The organism is Bacillus sp. ChL18, from assembly GCF_026241425.1.
Taxonomy (GTDB): domain Bacteria; phylum Bacillota; class Bacilli; order Bacillales; family Bacillaceae; genus Bacillus; species Bacillus velezensis.
Genome location: NZ_JAPHWE010000001.1, coordinates 280,899 through 306,135 on the forward strand (window position 1 = coordinate 280,899; position 25,237 = coordinate 306,135).

The 25,237-nt window shown below is 47.6% G+C and carries 32 protein-coding genes and 1 other annotated feature; of the genes, 29 read left to right on the top strand and 3 right to left on the bottom strand.

All coding sequences use genetic code 11. The annotated features are described in order from the left end of the window. The first annotated feature begins 17 nt into the window (after positions 1–17). The 15 genes from radC (at position 18) to pheA (ending at position 11,234) form a co-directional block, all read left to right on the top strand. Positions 18–713, top strand: a complete 696-nt coding sequence (gene radC / locus OQ477_RS01525; RefSeq protein WP_007408165.1) for a RadC family protein — start codon at positions 18–20, stop codon at positions 711–713. Positions 714–804: 91 nt separating this feature from the next. Beyond that, positions 805–1,818: a cell shape-determining protein MreB gene (gene mreB, locus OQ477_RS01530; protein ID WP_003152647.1), complete on the top strand. Its 1,014-nt coding sequence runs from the start codon at positions 805–807 to the stop codon at positions 1,816–1,818. 30 nt (positions 1,819–1,848) lie between these two features. Further along, complete coding sequence (gene mreC / locus OQ477_RS01535) at positions 1,849–2,712, top strand: rod shape-determining protein MreC (protein WP_007408166.1); 864 nt, start codon at positions 1,849–1,851, stop codon at positions 2,710–2,712. After that, entirely contained in the window at positions 2,709–3,227 is a 519-nt protein-coding gene (mreD, locus tag OQ477_RS01540; RefSeq protein WP_007408167.1) for a rod shape-determining protein MreD, read from the top strand. Before mreC ends, mreD begins: the two co-directional genes overlap by 4 nt. Before the next feature lie 53 nt (positions 3,228–3,280). Continuing rightward, entirely contained in the window at positions 3,281–3,961 is a 681-nt protein-coding gene (gene minC, locus OQ477_RS01545) for a septum site-determining protein MinC (RefSeq protein ID WP_003152653.1), read from the top strand. 2 nt (positions 3,962–3,963) lie between these two features. Continuing rightward, a complete protein-coding gene (minD, locus tag OQ477_RS01550) occupies positions 3,964–4,767 on the top strand; it encodes a septum site-determining protein MinD (protein ID WP_003152655.1) in 804 nt (267 codons plus the stop codon). Between the two features lie 127 nt (positions 4,768–4,894). After that, positions 4,895–5,698, top strand: coding sequence for a M23 family metallopeptidase (locus OQ477_RS01555; RefSeq protein ID WP_007408168.1), 804 nt, complete (start codon positions 4,895–4,897; stop codon positions 5,696–5,698). Beyond that, on the top strand, positions 5,691–6,557 hold the full coding sequence (locus OQ477_RS01560) for a M50 family metallopeptidase (RefSeq protein ID WP_007408169.1): 867 nt from the start codon (positions 5,691–5,693) through the stop codon (positions 6,555–6,557). Before OQ477_RS01555 ends, OQ477_RS01560 begins: the two co-directional genes overlap by 8 nt. Positions 6,558–6,615: 58 nt before the next feature. Next, positions 6,616–6,689, top strand: a sequence feature (ribosomal protein L21 leader region). 13 nt (positions 6,690–6,702) lie between these two features. Continuing rightward, positions 6,703–7,011 carry a 50S ribosomal protein L21 gene (gene rplU / locus OQ477_RS01565; protein ID WP_003152660.1) on the top strand — a complete coding sequence of 103 codons (309 nt, stop codon included), beginning with the start codon at positions 6,703–6,705 and terminating at the stop codon, positions 7,009–7,011. 2 nt (positions 7,012–7,013) lie between these two features. After that, the gene (locus OQ477_RS01570) at positions 7,014–7,355 is read left to right on the top strand and encodes a ribosomal-processing cysteine protease Prp (protein ID WP_012118103.1); all 342 of its coding nucleotides are present in this window, start codon (positions 7,014–7,016) and stop codon (positions 7,353–7,355) included. Between the two features lie 12 nt (positions 7,356–7,367). Then, entirely contained in the window at positions 7,368–7,652 is a 285-nt protein-coding gene (gene rpmA / locus OQ477_RS01575) for a 50S ribosomal protein L27 (RefSeq protein ID WP_003152662.1), read from the top strand. 317 nt (positions 7,653–7,969) lie between these two features. Further along, on the top strand, positions 7,970–8,548 hold the full coding sequence (locus tag OQ477_RS01580; RefSeq protein WP_032873815.1) for a sporulation initiation phosphotransferase B: 579 nt from the start codon (positions 7,970–7,972) through the stop codon (positions 8,546–8,548). 31 nt (positions 8,549–8,579) lie between these two features. Further along, positions 8,580–9,866, top strand: coding sequence for a GTPase ObgE (gene obgE / locus OQ477_RS01585; RefSeq protein WP_007408172.1), 1,287 nt, complete (start codon positions 8,580–8,582; stop codon positions 9,864–9,866). Between the two features lie 53 nt (positions 9,867–9,919). After that, positions 9,920–10,363: a transcriptional regulator ThrR gene (gene thrR, locus OQ477_RS01590; protein WP_007408173.1), complete on the top strand. Its 444-nt coding sequence runs from the start codon at positions 9,920–9,922 to the stop codon at positions 10,361–10,363. Between the two features lie 13 nt (positions 10,364–10,376). After that, on the top strand, positions 10,377–11,234 hold the full coding sequence (gene pheA, locus OQ477_RS01595) for a prephenate dehydratase (protein WP_003152668.1): 858 nt from the start codon (positions 10,377–10,379) through the stop codon (positions 11,232–11,234). A 25-nt stretch (positions 11,235–11,259) separates the two neighbouring features. On the opposite strand, the gene OQ477_RS01600 is transcribed toward pheA, so the two are convergent. Together OQ477_RS01600 and OQ477_RS01605 are read right to left on the bottom strand one after the other, a co-directional pair. Beyond that, the gene (locus OQ477_RS01600) at positions 11,260–11,802 is read right to left on the bottom strand and encodes a transcription repressor NadR (protein WP_039063359.1); all 543 of its coding nucleotides are present in this window, start codon (positions 11,800–11,802) and stop codon (positions 11,260–11,262) included. Continuing rightward, the gene (locus OQ477_RS01605; RefSeq protein ID WP_072589417.1) at positions 11,799–12,950 is read right to left on the bottom strand and encodes an IscS subfamily cysteine desulfurase; all 1,152 of its coding nucleotides are present in this window, start codon (positions 12,948–12,950) and stop codon (positions 11,799–11,801) included. The genes OQ477_RS01600 and OQ477_RS01605 overlap by 4 nt, the downstream gene beginning before the upstream one ends. Before the next feature lie 106 nt (positions 12,951–13,056). Here OQ477_RS01605 and nadB point away from each other — a divergent pair, with 106 nt between their 5' ends. From nadB to yajC, 13 genes are all read left to right on the top strand, one after another. Then, positions 13,057–14,622: an L-aspartate oxidase gene (nadB, locus tag OQ477_RS01610; protein ID WP_265971180.1), complete on the top strand. Its 1,566-nt coding sequence runs from the start codon at positions 13,057–13,059 to the stop codon at positions 14,620–14,622. Beyond that, the gene (gene nadC / locus OQ477_RS01615) at positions 14,604–15,452 is read left to right on the top strand and encodes a carboxylating nicotinate-nucleotide diphosphorylase (RefSeq protein ID WP_265971181.1); all 849 of its coding nucleotides are present in this window, start codon (positions 14,604–14,606) and stop codon (positions 15,450–15,452) included. Before nadB ends, nadC begins: the two co-directional genes overlap by 19 nt. Position 15,453: 1 nt before the next feature. Next, positions 15,454–16,557: a quinolinate synthase NadA gene (gene nadA, locus OQ477_RS01620; protein WP_265971182.1), complete on the top strand. Its 1,104-nt coding sequence runs from the start codon at positions 15,454–15,456 to the stop codon at positions 16,555–16,557. A gap of 127 nt (positions 16,558–16,684) precedes the next feature. After that, positions 16,685–17,875, top strand: coding sequence for a spore coat assembly protein SafA (safA, locus tag OQ477_RS01625; RefSeq protein ID WP_265971183.1), 1,191 nt, complete (start codon positions 16,685–16,687; stop codon positions 17,873–17,875). 147 nt (positions 17,876–18,022) lie between these two features. Beyond that, the gene (locus OQ477_RS01630) at positions 18,023–18,616 is read left to right on the top strand and encodes a YhcN/YlaJ family sporulation lipoprotein (protein ID WP_014721606.1); all 594 of its coding nucleotides are present in this window, start codon (positions 18,023–18,025) and stop codon (positions 18,614–18,616) included. Positions 18,617–18,748: 132 nt separating this feature from the next. Next, positions 18,749–18,868, top strand: a complete 120-nt coding sequence (locus tag OQ477_RS20980) for a hypothetical protein (RefSeq protein WP_007612850.1) — start codon at positions 18,749–18,751, stop codon at positions 18,866–18,868. Positions 18,869–18,999: 131 nt separating this feature from the next. Then, the gene (locus tag OQ477_RS01635) at positions 19,000–19,509 is read left to right on the top strand and encodes an intercompartmental signaling factor BofC (protein WP_265971185.1); all 510 of its coding nucleotides are present in this window, start codon (positions 19,000–19,002) and stop codon (positions 19,507–19,509) included. A gap of 135 nt (positions 19,510–19,644) precedes the next feature. Beyond that, entirely contained in the window at positions 19,645–20,250 is a 606-nt protein-coding gene (gene ruvA, locus OQ477_RS01640; RefSeq protein ID WP_007612848.1) for a Holliday junction branch migration protein RuvA, read from the top strand. 10 nt (positions 20,251–20,260) lie between these two features. After that, a complete protein-coding gene (ruvB, locus tag OQ477_RS01645; protein WP_007408185.1) occupies positions 20,261–21,265 on the top strand; it encodes a Holliday junction branch migration DNA helicase RuvB in 1,005 nt (334 codons plus the stop codon). Further along, the gene (locus tag OQ477_RS01650) at positions 21,258–21,458 is read left to right on the top strand and encodes a DUF2905 domain-containing protein (RefSeq protein WP_265971187.1); all 201 of its coding nucleotides are present in this window, start codon (positions 21,258–21,260) and stop codon (positions 21,456–21,458) included. The genes ruvB and OQ477_RS01650 overlap by 8 nt, the downstream gene beginning before the upstream one ends. A 25-nt stretch (positions 21,459–21,483) precedes the next feature. Continuing rightward, positions 21,484–22,512: a tRNA preQ1(34) S-adenosylmethionine ribosyltransferase-isomerase QueA gene (gene queA / locus OQ477_RS01655; RefSeq protein ID WP_003152692.1), complete on the top strand. Its 1,029-nt coding sequence runs from the start codon at positions 21,484–21,486 to the stop codon at positions 22,510–22,512. A 27-nt stretch (positions 22,513–22,539) separates the two neighbouring features. Further along, positions 22,540–23,685, top strand: a complete 1,146-nt coding sequence (tgt, locus tag OQ477_RS01660; protein ID WP_014305500.1) for a tRNA guanosine(34) transglycosylase Tgt — start codon at positions 22,540–22,542, stop codon at positions 23,683–23,685. Positions 23,686–23,715: 30 nt separating this feature from the next. Next, positions 23,716–23,976, top strand: a complete 261-nt coding sequence (yajC, locus tag OQ477_RS01665; RefSeq protein WP_007408187.1) for a preprotein translocase subunit YajC — start codon at positions 23,716–23,718, stop codon at positions 23,974–23,976. Between the two features lie 51 nt (positions 23,977–24,027). Here the strand turns inward: yajC and OQ477_RS01670 are convergent, their stop codons facing one another. Next, positions 24,028–24,414 carry a TIGR04086 family membrane protein gene (locus OQ477_RS01670; protein WP_003152697.1) on the bottom strand — a complete coding sequence of 129 codons (387 nt, stop codon included), beginning with the start codon at positions 24,412–24,414 and terminating at the stop codon, positions 24,028–24,030. 166 nt (positions 24,415–24,580) lie between these two features. Here OQ477_RS01670 and OQ477_RS01675 point away from each other — a divergent pair, with 166 nt between their 5' ends. Then, positions 24,581–25,237, top strand: coding sequence for a DUF421 domain-containing protein (locus OQ477_RS01675; RefSeq protein WP_224182138.1), 657 nt, complete (start codon positions 24,581–24,583; stop codon positions 25,235–25,237).

Sequence of the window (25,237 nt, forward strand, 5' to 3'; positions counted from 1 at the left end):
AGGGGAACAAGGAGGGGTTGATCATCCGTGATCTGCCGTTAAAATTAAGAGATTTCCCCGAAAAAGAAAAACCGAGAGAGCGGCTTCTGCACTTCGGAGCCGAACATCTCTCTAACAATGAATTGCTCGCCATCCTGCTGCGGACGGGAACGAAACATGAGTCCGTCATGAACCTCGCTCACCGGCTGCTGCGGACGTTTGACGGGCTGCGACTGTTAAAAGGCGCCTCTGCCCAGGAGCTTTCCAGCATTCCCGGAATCGGCACGGTGAAAGCCGTTCAGATTCTTGCCGCAATTGAGCTGGGGAGCCGCATTCATAAGACATCCGCCGGGGAGCATTGCGTCATCCGCTCTCCGGAAGACGGGGCGAAGTATGTGATGGAGGATATGCGCTTTTTATCCCAGGAGCATTTTGTCTGTTTATATTTAAATACCAAAAATCAAGTCATTCATAAACGCACCGTTTTTATCGGAAGTCTGAATTCATCTATTGTCCACCCGCGGGAGGTGTTTAAAGAAGCTTTCAAACGATCCGCCGCGTCCTTCATTTGTGTTCACAATCATCCTTCAGGAGATCCTACACCGAGCAGGGAAGATATAGAGGTAACCAGACGGCTTTTTGAGTGCGGAAATTTAATCGGCATCGAGCTGCTGGATCATTTGGTCATTGGTGACAAAAAATTTGTGAGTTTAAAGGAAAAAGGATATTTGTAACACTTTTTTTTTCGTTGATTTAAGATATAATAGATTTTATGAGTTTTTCCCTTTAGGGTATTTTTGCTTTAAGAAAGGAAGATACATACATATGTTCGGAATTGGTACAAGAGACCTTGGTATAGATTTGGGAACCGCGAATACGCTTGTGTTTGTTAAAGGAAAAGGAATCGTAGTGAGAGAGCCGTCTGTCGTTGCTCTGCAAACGGATACGAAGTCCATCGTTGCGGTCGGTAACGATGCGAAAAACATGATCGGAAGAACTCCGGGCAACGTGGTTGCGCTCCGTCCGATGAAAGACGGCGTTATCGCTGACTATGAAACAACTGCGACAATGATGAAATACTACATTAATCAGGCTGTGAAAAATAAAGGATTGTTTGCGAGAAAGCCTTACGTTATGGTGTGTGTGCCGTCAGGTATTACGGCCGTTGAAGAACGGGCGGTCATCGACGCGACAAGACAAGCGGGCGCACGTGACGCTTATCCGATTGAAGAACCGTTTGCGGCAGCAATCGGCGCGAATCTTCCGGTATGGGAGCCGACGGGCAGCATGGTCGTTGATATCGGCGGCGGAACAACTGAAGTGGCGATCATTTCTTTAGGCGGCATTGTCACGTCTCAGTCAATCCGCGTAGCCGGTGACGAAATGGACGACTCAATCATCAGCTATATCAGAAAAACATATAATCTGATGATCGGTGACCGTACGGCGGAAGCTATTAAAATGGAAATCGGTTCAGCAGAAACCGGTGAAGAAAATGCGTCAATGGAAATCCGCGGCCGCGATCTTCTGACAGGTCTGCCGAAAACGATCGAAATCACGGGAACGGAAATTGCAAATGCACTTCGTGATACAGTTCTCTCAATCGTTGACGCGGTGAAGAGCACGCTTGAAAAAACACCGCCTGAGCTGGCCGCTGATATTATGGACAGAGGTATTGTATTAACAGGGGGAGGCGCCCTGCTCCGCAATCTCGACAAAGTCATCAGCGACGAAACGAAAATGCCTGTTCTTATCGCTGAAGATCCGCTGGATTGTGTTGCGATCGGCACTGGAAAAGCACTGGAACACATCCATCTTTTCAAAGGAAAAACAAGATAATCAGGAGTTAAATAGAAGAGGTGTATCACGATGCCGAACAAACGGTTAATGCTATTACTTCTGTGTATTATCATATTGGTGGCTATGATTGGATTCTCGCTGAAGAACGGCCGTAATACCACCTGGCCTGAAAAGCTGATCGGTGATACGACGGGAGTATTTCAAAACATTTTTCACACGCCTGCCGAATATTTTGCAGGGTTCTTCGGGGACATAAAAGACCTGAAAAACACGTACAAGGAAAACGAACGCTTAAGACAAAAGCTGGACGGACAGACACAATATGAAGCGAAGCTCCAAGAACTCAAAGATGAAAACAAGAAGCTGCGTGATGAACTCGGGCATGTCAAATCAATTTCCGACTATGATCCGATTTTAGCGACCGTTATCGCCAGAAACCCTGATCAATGGTACAAGCAGATCATGATCAATAAGGGAACGAAGCAGAAAGTGGCCAAAGACATGGCTGTCACGAACGAAAAGGGTGCGCTGGTCGGGAAGATCAAAAGCAGCGGACTCAACAGTTTCACATCCGCCGTTCAGCTGCTGAGCGATGTTGACCGCAATAACAGAGTAGCCACCAAAATCTCCGGCAAAAAGGGAAGCAAAGGCTACGGTTTAATTGAAGGGTATGATAAAAAGAAACAGACTCTGAAAATGACCATCCTTGAGCCGGATGAAAAACGTGAAGTGAAAAAAGGCGACCTCGTGGAGACATCCGGAACGGGCGGCGTATTTCCTCAAGGGCTGACGGTCGGGGAAGTGACCGATGTAGAATCAGATGCTTACGGCCTGACGAAAATCGCTTACGTGAAACCGGCTGCCGACTTGTACGATCTTGACCATGTCATCGTCGTGAACCGAAGCGTAGCAACAGGGGAGGAAGGATCGTGAAACGTTTCCTTCTCCCTTTGATTATGATTTTGGTCTTTTGTGCGGAAAGCATCTATACCGATCTGGTGCGTTTTCCTTTCGTTTCCGTCGAGCAGCAGGTCGTTCCGCATTTTCTTTTGCTTGCGCTGATTTTTATGTCCGCTTATATTAACCAAAAGCATGCGGTGATCTACGGTTTGATTTTCGGATTTCTTTATGACATCAATTATACGGGTGTTTTAGGCGTTTATATGTTTGGTTTTGCCGGTTTATGCTATCTGGCGGCCAAAGCGTTTAAAGTGCTGCAGACAAACGCCCTGATGGTCATTCTGGTTGCGGTGCTGAGCGTATGTGTGCTTGAATTTTACGTCTACGGCATTCAGACGTTAATCCGCAGCGGCACAATGACATTTAACGATTTTGTCATTCAGAGGTTCTTGCCGACAGCTTTGCTGAATATTGCGGGAGCCGTTATATTAGTCCTGCCCTTCAGGCTGTTTTATATAAGTCTGAAGAAAGAATTAAGAGATGAGTAAAAAGGATTTTATCTTTTTTTGACGAAAAGAGTATGTTGTTGAGGTGAACATTGATGAAGACCAAAAAGCAGCAATATGTAACAATAAAAGGAACAAAAAACGGCTTAACATTGCATCTGGATGATGCGTGTTCTTTTGATGAGCTTCTCGATGGTCTTCAAAACATGCTGTCGATTGAACAATATACTGATGGCAAAGGCCAAAAAATCAGTGTTCATATTAAACTCGGGCATCGGTATCTGTATCAGGAACAGGCAGAGCAGCTGACTGATCTGATCGCGTCAAAGAAAGATTTAGTCGTGCATTCAATTGACAGTGAAGTCATCGCCAAAGAAGAAGCGCAGCGGATGAAAGAGGAGCAGGAAATTGTTTCTGTTTCCAAAATCGTCCGTTCGGGCCAGGTGCTTCACGTGACGGGAGATTTGCTTTTAATCGGAGATGTGAATCCCGGCGGTACGATCAGAGCCGGAGGAAATATATTTGTTCTCGGTTCATTAAAAGGGATTGCCCACGCGGGTTATAACGGAAATAACCGGGCTGTGATCGCCGCATCAGAAATGATGCCGACACAATTGAGGATCAATCACGTGTTAAATCGCTCCCCAGACCACATTCAAAAAGGGAACGACATGGAATGTGCTTATTTAGATACTGACGGAAATATGGTCATTGAACGCCTTCAGCAATTGGCTCATTTAAGACCTGATCTAACAAGGCTTGAGGGAGGAATGTGAAATTGGGTGAGGCTATCGTAATAACTTCGGGAAAAGGCGGAGTAGGTAAAACAACAACATCTGCAAACCTCGGTACCGCCTTAGCCATTTTAGGGAAGCGCGTCTGTTTGGTAGACACAGATATCGGACTGCGCAACCTTGATGTCGTAATGGGTCTTGAAAACAGAATTATTTACGACTTAGTAGATGTAATTGAAGGCAGATGCAAGACGCATCAGGCGCTTGTCAAAGACAAACGTTTTGATGATCTGCTTCATTTAATGCCGGCTGCCCAGACAAGCGACAAGACGGCTGTTGTCCCTGAGCAGATCAAATCGCTTGTGCAGGAGCTTAAGCAGGAATTTGATTATGTCATTATTGATTGTCCGGCCGGAATTGAACAAGGCTATAAAAATGCCGTCTCCGGAGCTGATAAGGCGATTGTTGTGACGACGCCGGAAATATCAGCGGTGCGGGACGCTGACCGCATTATCGGACTTTTGGAGCAGGAAGATATCGAACCGCCGCGCCTTATCGTGAACCGCATCAGAAATCACCTGGTGAAAAACGGTGACACGATGGATGTGGATGAAGTTGTTCATCATCTGTCTATTGATCTCCTCGGAATCGTTGCTGACGATGATGAGGTGATCAGGGCTTCAAATATCGGCGAACCGATTGCCATGAATTCCAAAAACCGCGCCAGCATTGCGTACCGCAATATCGCCCGGCGCATTTTAGGAGAATCCGTTCCTTTGCAGGTGCTTGAAGAGCAGCAAAAAGGGATGATGGCGAAAATCAAGTCATTTTTCGGCGTGCGTTCATAATATATACCAGAATACAAAGATCTGATGAAGCCCAGCTTATCAGGTCTTTTTTGTTTTTCAAGAGCGCATATTTGCAATGGACAAGACATAGGATGTACAAACCCAACGATTGCAAAGGATGATGGCGATGAGTCACAGAGCTGATGAAATTAGAAAAAGACTGGCCAAAAGAAGAAAACAGCGGCCTGAATCAAAACGGACTTTCGTTCAAAACGCCCAAACGCAGAATTTTCCCGCGTGGCAGACGGTCAAGGAGCAGGAAAAGCACAAACTTCTTCCGGACTACGAATATCAAACGGAACACCCGCCCGAATTTAACGGACGGCATCCATTGATCAGCGCTCATTCTATTATTTTAAAATGCCTGCTGGCCGCCTGTCTCGTACTGATCTCCGCTATTGCCTATAAAACTGACAAACAGCCGCTGAGTCAGATCAAACCGGCGATCGCACAAACCTTTCAAAAAGAATTTCAGTTTGCTGCCGTAAGCAATTGGTTCGTATCTTCCTTCGGAAACCCGCTCGCTTTTCTTACGCCGGGAACGAAAAAGAAGGACGGTCAGGTGGCGGTCAGTCAGGATATGGCCGTTCCTGCCGCGGGGAAAATCCAGCAGGACTTTCAAAATAACGGAGAAGGCGTCGTCGTCGAAACCGCCAGCGAAGCCATTGACAGCGTAAAAGAAGGCTACATTATGGAAGTGAGCAAAGATAAAAAAACAGGGCTGACGGTGAAGGTGCAGCATGCCGACAATACCAGCAGCATTTACGGCCGGCTAAAAGATGTTAACGTTTCATTGTACGACTTTGTCGATAAAGGGAAAAAGATCGGTTCGATCAAGCTCAACGATAAAAGTAAAGGCCAGTACTATTTCGCGATCCAGGATGGCGATAAATTCATAGATCCGATCCAGGTGATCACATTTGATGAATAAATGGCTCATCCTCCTTTTTAAAATTCATGTCCATCCTTTTCTTTGGATTATCATGGGGCTTGGTCTTATGACGGGGCACATCAAAGCGCTGCTGTGTCTTTTGCTGGTCGTATCCGTTCATGAGCTGGGGCATGCTGCTCTGGCTGTGTTTTTTTCCTGGCGCATTAAACGCATCTTTCTGCTCCCTTTCGGCGGGACGGTTGAGGTGGAAGAGCACGGAAACCGGCCGCTTAAAGAGGAATTCGCGGTCATCCTGGCGGGCCCGCTTCAGCATGTGTGGCTTCAGGCGGCAGCCTGGCTCTTTTTCATGTCAGGCTTTGCAAGTGAGCAGACATTTGAGATGTTTACCTTTTATAATCTCTCCATTCTTTTCATCAATCTTTTGCCGATCTGGCCGCTTGACGGCGGAAAGTTCGTGTTTTTATACTTCTCTAAACAAATGGCTTTTCAAAAAGCGCATCTTCTCAGCCTGCAGACATCGGCCGTTTCCGCGCTTTTGCTCTGCTGCTGGATTGTGCTGGCCGTCCCCCTTCAGGTCAGCGCATGGGTGCTGTTCGTCTTTCTCGCCGCTTCTTTATGGGATGAATATCGGAAGCGGCATTATATTCAGCTGAGGTTTCTTTTGGAGAGATACTACGGCAAAAACCGCGATGTCGCCATGCTGCATCCTTTGACGGTCGCGGCCGACGCCAAAGTAAAGCATGTCATGGCCGAATTCAAACGGGGATGCAAGCACCCCATTATCGTTGAAAAAGCCGGCGAAAAGCTCAGCCAGCTCGATGAAAATGAAGTGCTTCATGCGTATTTTGCCGATAAACGGACAGATTCTTCTATGGAAGACCTGCTGCTGCCTTACTAGAAATAGATTGACATATCCTTTTGGTTCTGATATATTTTTTAATGTTATGGATGTAGCACCAATGCTACAACCGCTCGGGACAGGTGATAAGAGCTTTAAAGCCCCCTGTTGCTGGCGAGTCTTAGTCTAATAGGAGGTGCAGAGAATGTACGCAATCATTAAAACAGGCGGAAAACAAATCAAAGTTGAAGAAGGTCAAACTGTTTACATCGAAAAACTTGCTGCTGAAGCAGGTGAAACAGTGACGTTTGAAGACGTATTGTTTGTTGGCGGAGACAGCGTGAAAGTCGGCAACCCAACAGTTGCAGGCGCGACAGTTACAGCTAAAGTTGAAAAACAAGGCCGTGCGAAAAAAATCACTGTTTTCCGTTACAAGCCAAAGAAAAATGTTCATAAAAAACAAGGTCATCGTCAGCCTTATACTAAATTGACAATCGAAAAAATCAACGCGTAAGCATGATTGAGGCAACAATTCGAAGATCCCGGAATGACGGGGGCATTTTGTCCTTTGAAATGACGGGACATGCCGATTTTGCTGAACATGGACGAGATCTCGTATGCGCCGGGGTCACAGCTGTCGTTTTCGGAGCGGTCAATGCGGTTATCGCGCTGGCTCCTCTCGAACCGATTCTTGATATAGGCGAGGACGGGGGTTATTTCTACTTTGAATTCCCTGAAGCCGCTGATCAGGAAGCTTTGCAAAAAGCGCAGCTGCTGATTGAAGGCATGATTGTTTCTCTTGAAACGATCGAGCGGGATTACAGTGAACACTTACGGTTGACTGCAAACCAAATATAGGAGGTGAGTTACATGCTTAGATTAGATCTTCAGTTTTTCGCTTCTAAAAAAGGTGTAGGTTCTACAAAGAACGGACGTGACTCTGAATCTAAACGTTTAGGCGCTAAACGTGCAGACGGTCAATTCGTAACAGGCGGATCTATCCTTTACCGTCAACGCGGAACGAAAATCTACCCAGGTGAAAACGTGGGCCGCGGAGGAGATGACACTCTTTTTGCTAAAATCGACGGAACTGTTAAATTCGAACGTTTCGGCCGTGACCGCAAAAAAGTGAGCGTATATCCTGTAGCTCAATAATGACACAAAAAACTCCGGTCGTTGACTGGAGTTTTTTTTGCAGTAAGCGGAGTAACATCAAGAATGAAAAGCAGAGGATGCGTGAGTGAACCCCGCCTTGAATGAGGACATCAGCTTCCCATACCCACTGGATATGTTCCCCAAGCAGTGATACCAAAAATGTTTCTGCCTGGCATCCGCATTGTATGCGATCCGAAAAAGGAACATGATGAACCAGGAAAAACAAGTGTTTTTTTAACAAAGCCTTCTCTGTTATAATTCATAGTACACACTTATCAAGACTCCTAAAAAGAAATTAAACGATTGGGAGTGCGAAAATGAAGGATGTATCGAAGAAACAAGAAGAACCTGTAAGCGATGCGGCTCTGATCAATGAGCTGATCCAATTAATGGGCCATTTCCGTCATGATTGGATGAATAAGCTGCAGCTGATAAAAGGAAACTTAAGTTTGCAGAAGTATGACAGGGTCGTTGAAATTATTGACGAAATGGTCATAGATGCAAAGCACGAATCAAAGCTCTCAAACCTGAAAGCCCCGCACTTGGCGTTTGACTTTCTTACATTTAATTGGAAGTCCCGTTATATGAGACTCGAATACGAAGTGCTCGGAGAAATTAAAGATTTATCGGCATATGATCAAAAGCTGTCGAACCTGATGAGAAAACTGTTTCATCTGTTCGGTCTGGCAGTAAGCAATGAAAGTGAAAATCATCTGACCGTATCGCTGCAGACGGATCACCCTGACAGACAGCTTATTGTATATCTCGATTTTCATGGAACGATTGCAAATGCAGATGTGTTTGATGAATTTCGCAAATCCCGGTATGAGGACTTTGATGTCATGCAATTTGAGCTGACCGGCCATGAATGTGTGGCCGAAATTGGAATGAACTAGCGGTTTTTTACGGTTTAGAACGGAGGATATTATGTTTGTAGATCAGGTGAAAGTATATGTAAAAGGCGGCGACGGCGGTAACGGAATGGTTGCGTTCCGCCGTGAAAAATATGTGCCGAAAGGCGGGCCTGCCGGCGGTGACGGAGGTAATGGAGGCGACGTCGTTTTTGAGGTTGATGAAGGACTGCGCACGCTCATGGACTTCCGGTACCAGCGGCATTTCAAAGCGATACGCGGCGAGCACGGCATGTCTAAAAACCAGCACGGCAGAAATGCGGACGATATGGTTGTTAAAGTTCCGCCCGGCACAGTCGTAACGGATGACGATACAAAACAGGTCATTGCCGATCTGACTGAGCACGGGCAGCGCGCCGTCATCGCAAAAGGCGGACGCGGCGGACGCGGAAATACCCGCTTTGCGACACCGGCCAACCCGGCACCGCAGCTGTCAGAGCACGGAGAGCCCGGAAAAGAGCGCTATATCGTGCTTGAACTGAAAGTGCTTGCAGACGTAGGTCTCGTCGGCTTCCCGAGCGTCGGAAAATCTACGCTGCTGTCTGTCGTTTCATCGGCAAAGCCGAAAATCGCCGATTATCATTTTACAACGCTTGTTCCGAATCTGGGCATGGTGGAAACGGATGACGGAAGAAGCTTCGTCATGGCGGATTTGCCCGGTTTGATTGAAGGAGCGCATGAAGGAGTCGGCTTAGGCCACCAATTTCTCCGCCATATCGAACGGACGCGCGTCATCGTTCACGTCATTGACATGTCTGCGATGGAAGGCCGTGATCCGTATGAGGATTATGTGACCATTAATCAGGAGCTCAGTGAATATAATCTGAGGCTGACGGAGCGTCCGCAGATTATCGTTGCGAATAAAATGGACATGCCCGAAGCGGCTGAAAATCTTAAAGCGTTTAAAGAAAAGCTTCAGGATGACCATCCTGTCTTCCCGATCAGCGCGGTGACGAGAGAAGGGCTCCGCGATCTTCTGTTTGAAGTCGCCAACCAGCTGGAAACAACTCCTGAATTCCCGCTGTATGATGAAGAAGAACTGGCGGAAAACCGCGTAATGTACACGATGGAAGACGAAGAAATTCCATTTAACATTACCCGTGATCCGGACGGTGCGTTTGTGCTTTCAGGTGACAGTCTGGAACGCCTCTTTAAAATGACTGACTTCTCCCGTGACGAATCCGTCAAGCGTTTTGCAAGACAGATGCGCGGTATGGGCGTTGATGAAGCGCTCAGAGAACGCGGTGCTAAAGACGGCGATATCATCCGGCTTCTGGAATTTGAATTTGAATTTATTGATTAAAAAAACGGAGAGCTTGCAATGCAGGCTCTCTGATGTAAAAGGGAGGGGTGCAGGTGAAAGAAGAGACATTTTATTTAGTGCGTGAAGACGTTCTGCCTGATGCGATGCGGAAAACCCTTGAAGTCAAAAAGCTGCTCGACAGAAAAAAGGCTGAATCGGTTGCAGATGCCGTGCAAAAAGTTGATTTAAGCAGAAGCGCTTTTTACAAATACCGAGATGCGGTTTTCCCTTTTTACACGATGGTTAAAGAACAAATAATCACACTTTTCTTTCATTTGGAGGATCGGTCAGGCGCGTTATCCCAGCTTTTGCAGGCGGTGGCTGACTCAGGAAGCAACGTGCTTTCCATTCACCAGACGATTCCGCTTCAGGGCAGGGCGAATGTCACGCTCTCAATCAGTACGTCCGCAATGGAAGAAAACATTCATACGTTAATGAATAAACTGAGAAAATTTGATTTTATAGAAAAAGTTGAGATCTTAGGGTCAGGCGCGTAAGGAGAGAAGAGACATGAAAGTCGGTTATTTAGGGCCAGAAGCCACATTTACACATCTAGCAGTCAGTTCCTGCTTTCAAAACAGCGTGACACAAGCACCTTATCAAACAATACCGGCATGCATGGATGCGGCGGTTGCGGGAGAAGTTGATCTTGCATTTGTTCCTTTGGAAAACGCGCTGGAAGGCTCGGTTAACTTAACGATTGACTATTTGATTCATGAGCAGCCTCTTGCGATCGTGGGGGAAATGACGCTGCCGATTCACCAGCATCTGCTCGTTCACCCTTCGAGAGAAAATGAGTGGAAAAAGCTTGAGAAAATTTATTCACATTCCCATGCGATTGCGCAATGCCACAAATTTCTTCACCGGCATTTTTCGTCCGTTCCTTATGAGTATGCGAAGTCAACAGGTGCGGCTGCCAAGTATGTCAGTGAGCATTCGGACCTTCCGATCGGCGTGATTGCAAATGAAATGGCCGCCGCTACATACGGATTGAGCATCGTGAAGCGGGATATTCAGGATTATCAGGACAACCACACGAGATTTGTCATTCTTTCGCCTGAAAAAGACGTCTCATTCGAAGTGAATGCGAAACTGTCTTCACGGCCGAAAACGACGATGATGGTAACGCTTCCCCAAGATGACCAATCAGGTGCGCTGCACAGGGTGCTGTCCGCTTTTTCATGGAGAAACCTGAATTTATCAAAGATCGAATCGCGCCCGACAAAAACGGGTCTCGGCAACTATTTCTTTATTATTGATATTGAACAGGCGATGGATCAGGTTCTCATTCCCGGTGCCGTTCAAGAGATGGAAGCCCTCGGCTGCCGGGTCAAGCTTCTGGGAACATATCAATCATATTCGATATAAAAAAAGCCCTTCAGGGGGCTTTTTTTTAATCTTTTATTAAAATACCCGCGTCGTCCAGCGCTTGGCAGGCTTGGTCAATCCGCTCTTTTGTCGGGGCGCTTAACGTATGAAGGTGCACGCCTCCGGTCAGCTGTGAAAGGTAAGCGGCATTTGTCGAGTTAATGTGATCCATGAATTGTTTGACTTCTTTCCGTGTGCTGACTCTTATGGCGGCGGTTAAATCGCCGTATACGGGGTGTTCAATAATGACGTCTTTTATGGTGACGCCTTCATCGACAATGAGTTCAAGCTCTTCTTCCGTCCGCTCCGGGCCGTGCAGACAGGCGACAATCCGTTCGGCGTTATTTCCGCCGCCGGCATTCATGCTGATGTATAAGTAGCCTTGGCTCGTCGCGATGATCGGCTCGTTTTTTGCTTTCAAGAGTGATATGTCCTGCACGATCACCTGTCTTGAGACATTTGCTTTTTTTGCCAATTCGCCTCCTGTTAATGGCGAGCCGGCTTCTTTCAGCCAATGAAGCAGCATGTCGCGTCTTTTCTCCCCAGTAAGCTTCGTTCCTTCTGTCAAATTGCTGATTCTCCTTTCTTTTGCTCCCATAGCGCCGTAAATGTATGTATCAGCATATCGAGCTGTTCACATGTTGTTTCGTTTCCGAATGAGATCCGGAAAAACTGCCGCGCTTCCCGTTCGGTTTTTCTCAGCGCCTTCATAGCTGAAGAAGGGCCGTGGCTGCCGGCGGAACATGCGCTCCCGGTTGAGATGCAAATATCGTTACGATTACATTCTAACATAATATATTGTCCTTCAAAGGAGTGAAAAAAACACCCGACAATGTGGGGCAGGCATTCACCGCCGGTTTCTTCCTCTGAAAATGAAATGGGAAGGCCTTGACGCCGAATTTGGTCATACAAATAATTCCTCAGCCTGTCAGCATGCTCACGGTGTTCCTCCATATGTTTCACTGCATACTCCGCAGCGGCGGTAAAAGCGCCGATGGCCGGCACATTCACCGTACCGGGCCTGAACCCGTTTTCATGCACGGTATGCGGATAAACCGGGTTCCAGCTGACACCGGGCCGAATGTAAACAGCCCCGGTGCCTTTCGGGCCGTATACTTTATGACCGGAGACGGAAAGGGCGTCGATTCCCGCCTGATCCGCATCAATCGGCAGTTTGCCGAAACTTTGAACACAATCGCAATGAAGCAAAATGTTTCTCTGGTGAAGAAAAGCGGCCAGACGATTCACAGGCTGGATGAGGCCGGTTTCTGAATTGGCGTGCTGTATGGAAACGAGCCCCGTGTCAGGACGGATATGAGCCGCCAGTATGTCCTCGGTTATAAGGCCGTTTTCGTCTGGATATATGATGGTGACATCAATTCCCCGATCAGCTAAAAACGCCGCGGCATTATGGATCGAATGGTGTTCCATTGCGGTCGTAATAAAATGTTTTTTGTAATCGGGCAGACCGTCCAGCAATGATTGGACGGCCAAGATGTTCGCTTCCGTTCCGCCGCTTGTAAAGTAAATGCCGTCTGGCGCTCCGCCGATCAATTTTCCTGCAGAATGTCTGCAATATTCCAGCACGTCCGCCGCTCTTCCTCCGGCGTCATGAAGGCTGCTTGCATTGCCGTATACCTCTGTGCTGAGATGCTGAAAGACTTTCGCGGCTTCTTTGCTTAAAGGCGCTCCCGCCGCGTAATCAAGATAAATCATACAGCCCGTCTCCTATCCGTTTATGTTAAAAAAAAGCTTGAGTTTATTTTATCGTTGTGTAAATATAGGTGTCAAGACAGGTGTAAATATAACAGGAGGGTGATGTATGTCTGAAAAAACAATTATCGTCATTGGTTCGGGGACGGCGGCCCTTGCCTGTGCTTCCTCATTTCCTCCATCATACCAAGTGACCGTCATCACAAAGAGAAACGTATCGAACAGCAATTCGCATTATGCTCAAGGCGGGATTGCTGTTTCATACGCAAAAGATGACTCTATAGAATCCCATGTGAACGATACACTGTATGCGGGATGCGGACACAATGACGTAACAGCCGTGCGGCATTTGCTGAAAAGCGGACAGAGCATGATAAACAGGCTGATAGAAGGCCATTTCCCTTTTGATACGAAGTCGGACGGAACGTTTTGTCTCGGCAGGGAAGGCGCTCATTCCAAAAGGAGGATTCTGCACGCCGGGGGAGATGCGACCGGACGGATGTTGGTTGAGTTTCTGGTTCAGCAGCTGAGGGACGGCATACGGATCATTGAACACGAGACGGTTGTTGATCTGCTGATTGAACACGGACGATGCGCAGGCGTTGCCGTAAAGGATGCTTCAGGGACTGTTTCTTACAGAAGAGCGGATTGTGTAGTGCTTGCATCAGGCGGCTGCGGCAGTTTGTACCAATATCACACAAATGATTCCGCCATAACGGGAGACGGCATCGCTCTTGCCTTCCGCGCTAGAGCTGAGATCACGGATATGGAGTTCACCCAGTTCCACCCGACCCTCCTTGTGAAAAACGGGACTGTGTACGGCCTGATTTCTGAAGCAGTGAGAGGAGAAGGCGGATATTTAGCGGATCGCTTCGGGCGCAGGATCATGGCTGGCAGACACGCGCTTGAAGATTTGGCGCCCCGGGATGTGGTTTCACGGGCGATTTATGAAGAAATGAGGAAAGAAAATCCTGTTTTTATAAATTGCAGCCGAATAGCCGATTTTAAGAAACGTTTTCCGACCATAACAGGTATTTGTCAAACAGCCGGTGTTGATCTTGAAAGCGGGATTCCTGTAGCACCCGGAATGCATTTTTTAATGGGCGGAGTAAAAGCCGATACCTGGGGGGAAACGTCCGTGCCTGATTTGTACGCCATAGGCGAGACCGCCTGCACAGGCTTGCACGGGGCGAACCGCCTTGCGAGCAACTCACTGCTGGAAGCGCTGGCAAGCGGGCAACGATGTGCTGAACATATCACTCAAACGCCGTTAAACGGAAGATATAAAAAAACCCCGAAGAAATCTGACGTCATCTTAGAAGTGCCGGACACAACGCTTCATGTGCTCCAAGCCAAAATGACAACCGGAGCGGGCATCGTCAGGGATAAAGAAAACATGCAGGCGCTGGCATCCTGGCTTAACAACGTATCTGTGCGTCATATAAATGTGAAGGATATCACAATAGAACAAGCCGAGCTATCCTGCTTATGGAAGACTGCGCAACTTGTTGTGACCTCAGCCCTTATTCGGGAAGAAAGCAGGGGCGCTCATTTTCGCGCTGATTTTCCCGGGACGGAGAAAGAGTGGCATGGAAAACAAATCATTCATTCAACATCTGGAACAGTTATCAGAAAAAACGAAAGGATTGGGGAACTATGGACATTCTGCAGCTGAAACAAATGCTGACTCATTTTTTTCAGGAAGATATCGGAACGGGTGATGCGACGTCACAAGCGATTTTTTCTGATCAGCAATGTAAAGCGCGAATCATCGCAAAAACAGACGGCGTGTTTGCCGGAGAAGCCGTTATCCGTGAAGGATGGAAGCTTTTACACGATGATATCCGCATCCGCTCCCTGAAAAAAGACGGAGAACGGATGAAAAAAGGAGACGTGCTTGCTGAAATGGAAGGCCAGGCGGCGGCTCTTCTTACGGGGGAGCGGGTCATTCTGAATCTCATACAAAGAATGTCAGGCATTGCGACAATGACGGATGAGGCCAAAAGGCGTCTTGATGATCCGTCCATTAAGATTTGTGATACGAGAAAAACGACACCCGGGCTCAGAATGCTGGAAAAATACGCCGTTCGGGTCGGAGGCGGCTTTAATCATCGCTTCGGCTTATATGACGGCATCATGATAAAAGATAATCATATTGCCGCCTGCGGATCGATAAAGGCGGCCGTGGAGCGGGCAAGAAAAGCGGCGGGGCAGATGCTTGCGGTGGAAGTCGAAATCGAATCCGAACAGCAGCTGCTCGAGGCAATAGAAGCGGGTGCAGACGTTATTATGTTTGACAACTGTCCGCCCGAGTCCGTCCGGCGTTTTGCAGGCATGACACCGGGACATATCAAAACGGAAGCATCCGGAGGCATAACGCTCGACACATTGCCCGCCTATAAGGGAACGGGCGTCCAATATATTTCACTCGGATTTCTGACTCATTCAGTAAAAAGCGCCGACATCAGCATGGATGTTGAGGCTGCGGAACAGGGGGATTTTTAAGATGTCTATTTTTGACGTGCTAACTGCATCAGCCGAAATGATGCCGAGCCATTATAAAGACATGAGCACCGGAGAAATGGAAAAGCGGGTCGCCGCCATTAAACGGGCTTTCGGAAAGCGTCTGTTCATTCCGGGGCATCACTATCAAAAAGACGAAGTAATACAATTCGCCGATACGGCAGGTGACTCCCTGCAGCTTGCTCAAGTGGCAGAAAAAAATAAAGAGGCGGAATATATTGTGTTTTGCGGCGTGCATTTTATGGCGGAAACCGCTGATATGCTGACTGATGATAACCAAACCGTCATTTTGCCTGACATGCGCGCCGGATGCTCGATGGCTGATATGGCAGATATTCAGCAGACGGACAAAGCATGGCAAGAGCTTCAAGAACTGTACGGTAACACCATTATTCCGTTAACATATGTTAACTCGACGGCGGAAATTAAAGCATTCGTCGGACGGCACGGGGGAGCGACCGTCACCTCTTCGAATGCCCGGAGTGTGCTGAAATGGGCTTTTAAACAAAAAGAGAGAATTTTATTTTTGCCGGATCAGCATTTAGGCAGAAATACGGCCTATGACCTCGGCATTCCGCTGACAGAAATGGCTGTATGGGACCCGGTGCAGAACCGATTGCTTACTGACCATCCGGAAAACATTAAGGTTATCCTTTGGAAAGGGCATTGCTCCGTACACGAAAAGTTTACAGCGGAAAATATTTCACAGCTGCGGCAGCGGGATTCCGGCATCCGCATTATCGTTCATCCGGAATGTTCGCGGGAAGTGGTCTCGCTCAGTGACGACAGCGGGTCTACCAAATACATTATTGATACGATTGAACAGGCTGAACCGGGAAGCAAGTGGGCGATCGGCACGGAAATGAATCTTGTCCAGCGCCTCATTCACTCGCACCCGGATAAACAGATTGAATCATTGAATCCCGATTTGTGTCCGTGTCTGACAATGAACAGAATCGACCTGCCGCATTTATTGTGGTCGCTTGAGCAGCTTGAAAAAGGCGAGCCGAAGGGTGTCATTAAAGTTCCGGAAGCGGTTCGGACAGATGCGCTTCGTGCTTTGAACAGAATGCTGAGTCATACGTAATTATAAAAATTTCCCCTCCTTCCCGAAATTTTTTATCATCATGCCCAGTCCACCGGCATATAGTGTGAAGAAACGTATTGTAATGACAAATGTACCGTTCACGTTTTGTGCATAGGAGGGGAAAACGTTGAAAATTCATATCGTTCAAAAAGGCGATTCGCTCTGGAAAATAGCTGAAAAATACGGAGTTGATCTTGAAGAGCTAAAAAAACTGAATCATCAGCTTAGCAATCCAGACTTAATTATGCCTGGAATGAAGATAAAGGTGCCTTCAGAAGCCGTTCCGGTCAGAAAAGAACCTAAGGCCGGCTTCGGAACGTCTGCGCATAAGCATGAGCATCCATATGCCAAAGAAAAACCGAAATCAGTTGTGGACATTGAAGACACCATACCGGAAGAACCAAAGCCGTCAATTCCGTATGTGCCGCCAATCCCTGAAAAGCATGAAAATGTGCTGCCGGAAGCTGATATGAACCAATATTACCCGTCCAATCAGCTGTTTCAGCCGTGGTCGCCTCCTAAGCCGGAGGAACCGGTGACACATTTTGTCGAGCCGAAAGAAAAAGAGCATGACAATAACATTCCACAACAGGAGGAAATGATCAACATGGAAAACGCGAATTACCCGAATATGCCAAAGGCGCCTGAAGCCGGAAAGATGGAAGAAGAAAACGCCGCTTATCATCTGCCGAATATGCCAAACATTCCGAATGTCCCGTTTCCGAATATGCCGGCCGTTGAACCGCCTTTTATGCATTACCCGATGCCGTGCATGCCTTGTCCTTGTCCGGTTCCGGTGACACCGATGCTGCCGGGTTCTGGATTATGCCACCCTTGCTTCCCGGTAGGCGGAGGTTTCGGCGGTTTTGGAGGAGGTTTTGGAGGCTTTCCGGTAATGCCGATGCCGTTACCGTACGGATTCCATCATCCGGGATTTGGGCCGCAAGCGGGTTACGGTGAATATGAAAACCAGGCCCATGAAAATGCAGAGCATTATGATGGTTCTGCATCTGGTTTCGGCGGTGCTCCTTACGGTCAAATGCCGTATTACGGCGGATATTCGTCACATTACGCAAACGCACCTCATCATGATGGGAAATATAAGGATGATGATTGCGGCTGCCATGATTCACATCATCACCATCATCACCACCACGGTTCACATCACCATCACGCAAATATGCCTGTGCAGCCGTATCCGAATATGGGTGCAAACGCAGGACATTTTATGCCTTACGGCGGAGCAAATCCCAATGTCGCGCCGAATCAGCCGAGTCCAAATCAAGTATTCGGACGGCCGGAGGAAGAAGAAGATTAATGTTTCGGGACGATGTATGTCGTTCCTTTTTTTATGTCCAACTGAGGAATGGACATAACTGACAAGCTTAAACCCGCCGCCCGCCGCACATCCTAAACATGAGCGGAAAACGCTCAAACAGCGATGAATCCACGGGGGGTTTTTCCATTGGGTAAAAAACTGATGACGATCGCGGGCGTTTTAGCCGTGACGGCAAGCTTAACGGCATGCGGAGCAAATAATGCCATGAATGACGGACGCTACAATCAGTCAACACGTCCGGTCGGATATTATTCGAATGATAATGGTAACGGCAGAGGCCAGTACGGAATGGACCATCAAGGACCCGTTTCTGAAATGATGGAAAACCGAAACGGCCGTCATAATACGACAAACGTGTCCGACCAGTACGCGCCTAATGACGGGGTTCCGTTAACGACGGACGGCACATATAACGGCCGAAATGTCAATACGCCGCCGGCAGCAATGTCTTATAATGGGTATGACAACGCCGAAAACATCAGGTTGGCGGCAAAAGTTGCAAACCGCGTGAAAAAAGTAAAAGGCGTACAGGATAGTCAGGTCATCGTGACTGACACGAGAGTCGTCATTGCCGTCAGAACAAATCATCCTTTTACGAAAAATGATGATAAACATGTCAAACATGCGGCCAAAAAATTCGCGGACGGCCGTACAATTCAAGTGTTTACCGACAACGCTACTTTTACAAAGCTGCAAGACATGAACAGAAACAGCCGTTAAACGGACTGCCGGATGATTTCATCCGGCAGTATTTTTATGGATAAATCTTCATCATTTCTTTACATATTCTTAAAACACTCTTTATATTGCGGTGTTAACATAAAAGTAATAAAACGTAACGGAGGGGCCGGGATGAAAAAAACGGAGCATGACAAAAGCCGCGGAGCAAAAACTGTGTATCTGACCGTAAGGGGATACCGGCTCAAACTGACGCCCGGACAAATGAAACTGATTTCAGCCGGCCGGGCATAATCATCGAGGCAGCCCTCATATAGAGGCTGCTTTTTTTCGGCTGGAACAGACAAATGAAAGAAAACGATTAAGCATCGGCATCTTTGGTCAAACTAGCATCAAGAGTTTGATTGAATAAAGAGGTGTTATTGGTGAAACGAATTTGCGGTGCTCGTCTATTGTTTATGCTTATCTTATCAGCTGCGGTCCTGATTTGCGGAGGAAAAGGCGCATACGGGGCGGAGGTTGAGCATTACGGGCCGCTTCGGGTGCATGTCCAGCTGGAAAAGGTCTATCTTGACGGTGATGTCGGCATTGAACATACGGATGAAACCGTTTTAGCGATGGAGGATTTTTGGGCCGCATACGCCGGCTGGACGCTCGTTGAGCAGAAAAAAGGCTTCGTCCTTTTCCGTAAGCATGTTGATGACATTTCTCCGCTCAGTAAGGTTAACGGTTATATCGGTGTCACGGACGGAGGCGTCATCTCCACTTTTCACGGCCGTCCCGGATCGCTGGCTGAGCCGATTCAGTCTTTCTTCCAGATTGATATAGGAAGGCTGGAAAGCCGATTGCAAAAGCACTTGGAACACGGCATACCGTACAGGACAAAAGCGGAGTTTGAGAGCGTGATCGATCATATTAAGACTTACAGCGGCTGACTTTGACGCAAGACATGTGACACATGTCTTTTTTTTTCTGAATGGAAGGTGTCAAAGCGAACATACGTTAACTTTTCTATAAGACTTTGGCTGTTTTTGTGTTACAATGATAAGCAGTCAAAGAGGTGAATAGGTGTGATTGAATTCGTGAAGGGGACGATTGATTACGTATCTCCCCAATACATCGTGATTGAAAACGGCGGAATCGGCTATCAGGTCTTCACTCCGAATCCGTTTATTTATAAGGTAAGCAATCAAGAGACCATTTTTACGTATCATCATATAAAAGAAGACGCCTTTTCTTTGTACGGTTTTTCAACCCGGGAAGAAAAAGCGCTTTTCACAAAGCTGCTGAACGTCACCGGCATCGGGCCTAAAGGGGCCCTCGCCATCCTCGGTTCCGGTGATCCCGGAGCCGTCATCGAAGCGATCGAACAGGAAGATGAAGCCTTTTTGGTGAAATTTCCGGGGGTGGGCAAAAAAACGGCGCGGCAGATTATTCTTGATTTGAAAGGCAAACTGGCCGACGTCGTGCCTGAAATGATTGACAACCTGTTCAATCATGAAGCGCGCATTGAAAAACAAGAGGCTGAAACGGCGCTTGACGAGGCGCTTGAAGCGCTCCGGGTTCTCGGCTACGCCGAAAAAGAAATTAAAAAAGTGCTTCCTCACTTAAAAGAGGAAACGTCGCTTTCAACAGATCAATATGTGAAAAAAGCATTGCAAAAATTATTAAAGTAAGGTGATGTTCATGGATGAACGGCTCGTTTCAAGTGAAGCAGACAGCCATGAATCAATAATCGAGCAAAGCCTCAGGCCGCAGAATCTTGCCCAGTACATCGGCCAAAAGAAGGTGAAAGAAAATCTGCGCGTGTTTATCGATGCGGCGAAAATGAGGCAGGAAACGCTGGACCACGTTCTTTTATACGGGCCTCCGGGTCTCGGGAAAACAACGCTTGCGTCTATCGTGGCCAATGAGATGGGTGTGGAGATGCGGACGACGTCAGGTCCCGCCATCGAAAGACCGGGAGATTTGGCAGCCATTTTGACGGCGCTCGAACCAGGGGATGTGCTGTTTATTGACGAAATTCACAGGCTGAACCGCTCAATTGAGGAAGTGCTGTACCCGGCGATGGAGGATTTCTGCCTTGATATCGTCATTGGAAAAGGCCCGTCCGCCCGCTCCGTCCGTCTCGACCTTCCCCCTTTTACGCTTGTAGGAGCGACGACAAGAGTCGGATTATTGACCGCACCGCTCAGAGACCGGTTCGGGGTGCTGTCGCGCCTTGAATACTATACGCAGGAAGAGCTGACAGATATCGTGTCAAGAACGGCTGACGTTTTTGAAGTAGATATCGAAAAAGCCCCGGCTCTGGAAATCGCCAGACGGTCAAGGGGAACACCGCGGGTTGCAAACCGGCTTCTCAGAAGGGTGAGAGATTTTGCCCAGGTGCTCGGCGACAGCCGCATCACGGAAGAAATCGCTCACGACGCGCTCGAACGTCTTCAAGTCGATGCGCTCGGCCTTGACCACATTGACCATAAGCTGCTGATGGGCATGATCGAAAAATTCAGCGGCGGTCCCGTCGGCCTTGATACGATTTCCGCGACAATCGGCGAAGAACCGCATACAATAGAGGATGTGTACGAACCGTATCTGCTGCAGATCGGATTTCTCCAGAGGACGCCGAGGGGACGGGTCGTGACTCCCGCTGTGTATGAACATTTTCGATTGGAGGCGCCCGCCCGTGACTGACTTTCCGAAGGTTCTCATGGTTCTCGGTGCCGTTTTGCTTATTGCCGGCGCAGTCTGGCACTTAGTCGGAAGGCTGCCCGGAGATATTTTCGTTAAGAAGGGAAATGTTACATTTTTCTTTCCCGTTGTCACTTGTATTGTGATCAGTGTGATACTATCCATTCTGCTTAATTTTTTCGGCAGAATGAAATAACAATAGACAGAATTAAGGTGAAATGATGAAAGTCGATTTATTTGATTTTGAACTGCCTGAACGCCTCATTGCCCAAGTGCCGCTGAAAGAGCGTGACGCATCGCGGCTGATGGTGCTCGACAAACAGACGGGCGGGCTGACGGACAGTTCATTTAAAGAGATTGTAAGCTTTTTTAATGAAGGGGATTGCCTCGTCTTGAACAATACCCGTGTGCTGCCTGCAAGATTATTCGGCACAAAAGAAGATACGGGAGCGAAAGTGGAGCTTCTGTTATTAAAACAGGAAGAAAATGATACATGGGAAACGCTCGTAAAGCCGGCGAAACGCGTAAAAAAAGGAACGGTCCTGACATTTGGCGACGGCCGGCTGACAGCGGTCTGCACAGAGGAGCTTGATCACGGAGGCAGAAAAATAGAATTCCGGTATGACGGGATTTTTTACGAAGTGCTTGAATCACTCGGTGAAATGCCGCTGCCTCCTTATATTAAAGAGCAGCTTGATGATAAAGAACGGTATCAGACCGTCTTTTCAAAAGAAATCGGATCTGCCGCAGCTCCGACGGCCGGACTTCATTTTACGGAAGAGATTCTGGACGAGCTGAAGCAAAAGGGTGTGCGGATTGAATTTATCACACTTCATGTGGGACTCGGCACATTCCGCCCGGTCAGTGCGGATGATGTGGAAGAGCATAACATGCACGCGGAATTTTATGAAATGACGGAAGAAACCGCCGCCTCTTTAAACGAGGTCAGAAAGGCGGGTGGGCGCATTGTGTCGGTCGGGACGACATCAACGCGTACCCTGGAAACCATTGCCGGCGAGCATGACGGCGTATTTACAGCTTCAAGCGGCTGGACGTCCATCTTCATTTATCCGGGATATGAATTTAAAGCGATTGACGGCATGATCACCAATTTTCATCTGCCGAAATCTTCGCTTATTATGCTCGTTTCTGCGCTTGCCGGCAGAGAGCATGTTCTTTCCGCCTACCGTCATGCGGTAGAAGAGGAATATCGTTTCTTCAGCTTTGGCGACGCCATGCTGATTATCTAATTTGAATGACAGGAGGCCTCATACAAAGTGGCTGAACAACCGATACGTTATGAATTTATAAAGGAATGCAAACAAACGGGAGCGCGCCTGGGCAGAGTCCATACGCCCCACGGCTCCTTTGAGACGCCTGTATTTATGCCGGTCGGCACGCTTGCTACGGTAAAGACGATGTCTCCGGACGAGCTGAAATCTATGGATGCGGGCATTATTTTAAGCAACACGTACCATTTATGGCTCCGCCCGGGACACGACATTGTAAAAGAAGCGGGCGGGCTTCATAAGTTTATGAACTGGGACCGCGCGATTTTAACGGATTCCGGCGGTTTTCAGGTCTTTTCATTGAGCAAGTTTCGTAATATAGAAGAAGAAGGCGTTCATTTCCGCAATCACTTAAACGGAGACAAGCTGTTTTTATCTCCGGAAAAAGCGATGGAAATTCAAAACGCCCTCGGCTCTGATATCATGATGGCGTTTGATGAGTGTCCGCCGTATCCGGCAGAGTATGATTACATGAAACGCTCTGTGGAACGGACCAGCCGCTGGGCGGAACGCTGCCTGGAGGCGCACGGGCGCTCAGATGAGCAGGGGCTGTTCGGAATCGTACAGGGCGGAGAATACGAAGATCTGCGGACACAAAGTGCAAAAGACTTGGTTTCGCTTGATTTTCCGGGTTATGCCATAGGCGGATTATCTGTCGGCGAGCCGAAGCACGTCATGAACCGAGTGCTTGAGTTTACAACTCCGCTTTTACCGAAGGACAAGCCGAGATATTTAATGGGTGTGGGTTCACCGGATGCCTTAATTGACGGCGCCATCCGCGGCGTGGATATGTTTGACTGCGTACTGCCGACCCGGATTGCCCGAAACGGCACGGTGTTTACGAATGAAGGGCGTCTGAATATGAAAAACGCCAAATATGAGCGTGATTTCCGTCCGATTGACGAAGAGTGCAGCTGCCATACATGCCAAAATTACTCCCGCGCTTACATCAGACATTTGATCCGCTGTAATGAAACGTTTGGAATTCGATTAACAACTTACCATAACCTTCATTTTCTGTTACACTTAATGGAGCAGGTCAGACAAGCCATCCGGGAGGATCGTCTTGGTGATTTCCGAGAAGAGTTCTTTGAGCGTTACGGCTATAATAAGCCAAATGCGAAAAGCTTCTAAATAAAACCATTCTTGAAAGGAGGGAAACAGATGGGTACTTTAGGCACAATCGTTCCTATTATTTTAATGTTTGCAGTGCTTTATTTCCTGCTCATCCGTCCGCAGCAAAAGCAGCAGAAGGCCGTACGCCAGATGCAGGAAGAGCTGAAAAAAGGGGATACAGTGGTGACAATCGGAGGATTGCACGGCACTGTTGATTCAATTGATGAAAGCAAGGTCGTCATTAAAACAGGTGATAACACCCGTTTAACATTTGACCGCCGCGCAATCAGAGAAGCTTCCGCTGAATAACAGCGAAGCTCATACATACAAAAAAAGAGCGGATTCTCCGCTCTTTTTTTATTACGCTGATCTGCTTCCTTTCAAATTCACTCCGAAAATGCCGCCCAGCATGCTGACTCCCAAAAAGCCGAGATGAAACAAAAGCTGACCGGATGTAAACGTTTTTCCGAACCCTAAATATTGAAACAGCAAGATGATTAATGAAAAACAGACGGCGGTTAACGCTCCGATCATCCAGCCTTTTTCCTTCGCTTTGCCGCCCGATATAAAACCGCCCGCAAATAAAGAAAGAAAGGAAAGCGCGGTGATCAGCCAGCTGAAAGATGATTCTTCCATTGAGGTAACCGTCAGTAAAAGCGAAATCGCCAAACTCGTAAGAAGCATCACCGCAAAGATAGCCACTAAGCCGTACAAGACGCCTCTTCCCACTTGTTTCGTTTCTTCCATTTTTATCTCCTCTCCGCTCTGCGGCCTGATATATGACAAGCCGGAGCCCGTCTTTTTCTAAATGTATTCTCTGAATGTTCGAATTAGACGTAAATGCATGATGTTCAGCCCGTTTCTTACATAATTCAGAGCCGATGGCAAATGCTATGACCGTTGGAGGTGCGATATGGAAGATATTTTCGTTATTACGTTTCGTACGATTGTGCTTTATTTTATCATTCTTGTGATTTTCAGACTGATGGGAAAACGGGAAATCGGAGAACTGAGCATTTTAGACCTTGTCGTCTCCATTATGATTGCCGAGATTGCCGTATTGGCAATTGAAAATGTAAAAGATAAGCTTTTGCATACAATTGTGCCGATTGTCGTTTTAATGATTATTCAAGTAAGCCTTGCTTTTATTTCGCTCAAAAGCCAAAAAATACGGCAGCTGCTTGACGGCAAACCCACCATTATTATAAAACAGGGAAAAATTGATGAACGGGCGATGAGATCGCAGCGCTACAATTTTGACGATCTTCTTATGCAGCTGAGGGAAAATAACATCGATAGAATCTCTGACGTGTCATACGCCATTTTGGAGTCTTCAGGCAAACTGTCGATCGTCAAAAAGAAAAACAATAAGGATAAGCAGATGGAAACATCGCTTATCGTTGACGGGGTCATTCAGAACGAGCACCTGGACAGAATCGGGAAAGATAAACACTGGCTCGAAAAAAATTTAGCAAAAAGAGGATATCGCGATCTTTCGGTTATATCATTCTGCACGTTTACGGACGGCGCTTTTTTTATTGATCTTAAAGATGAAAAAGGGGAGCCATAA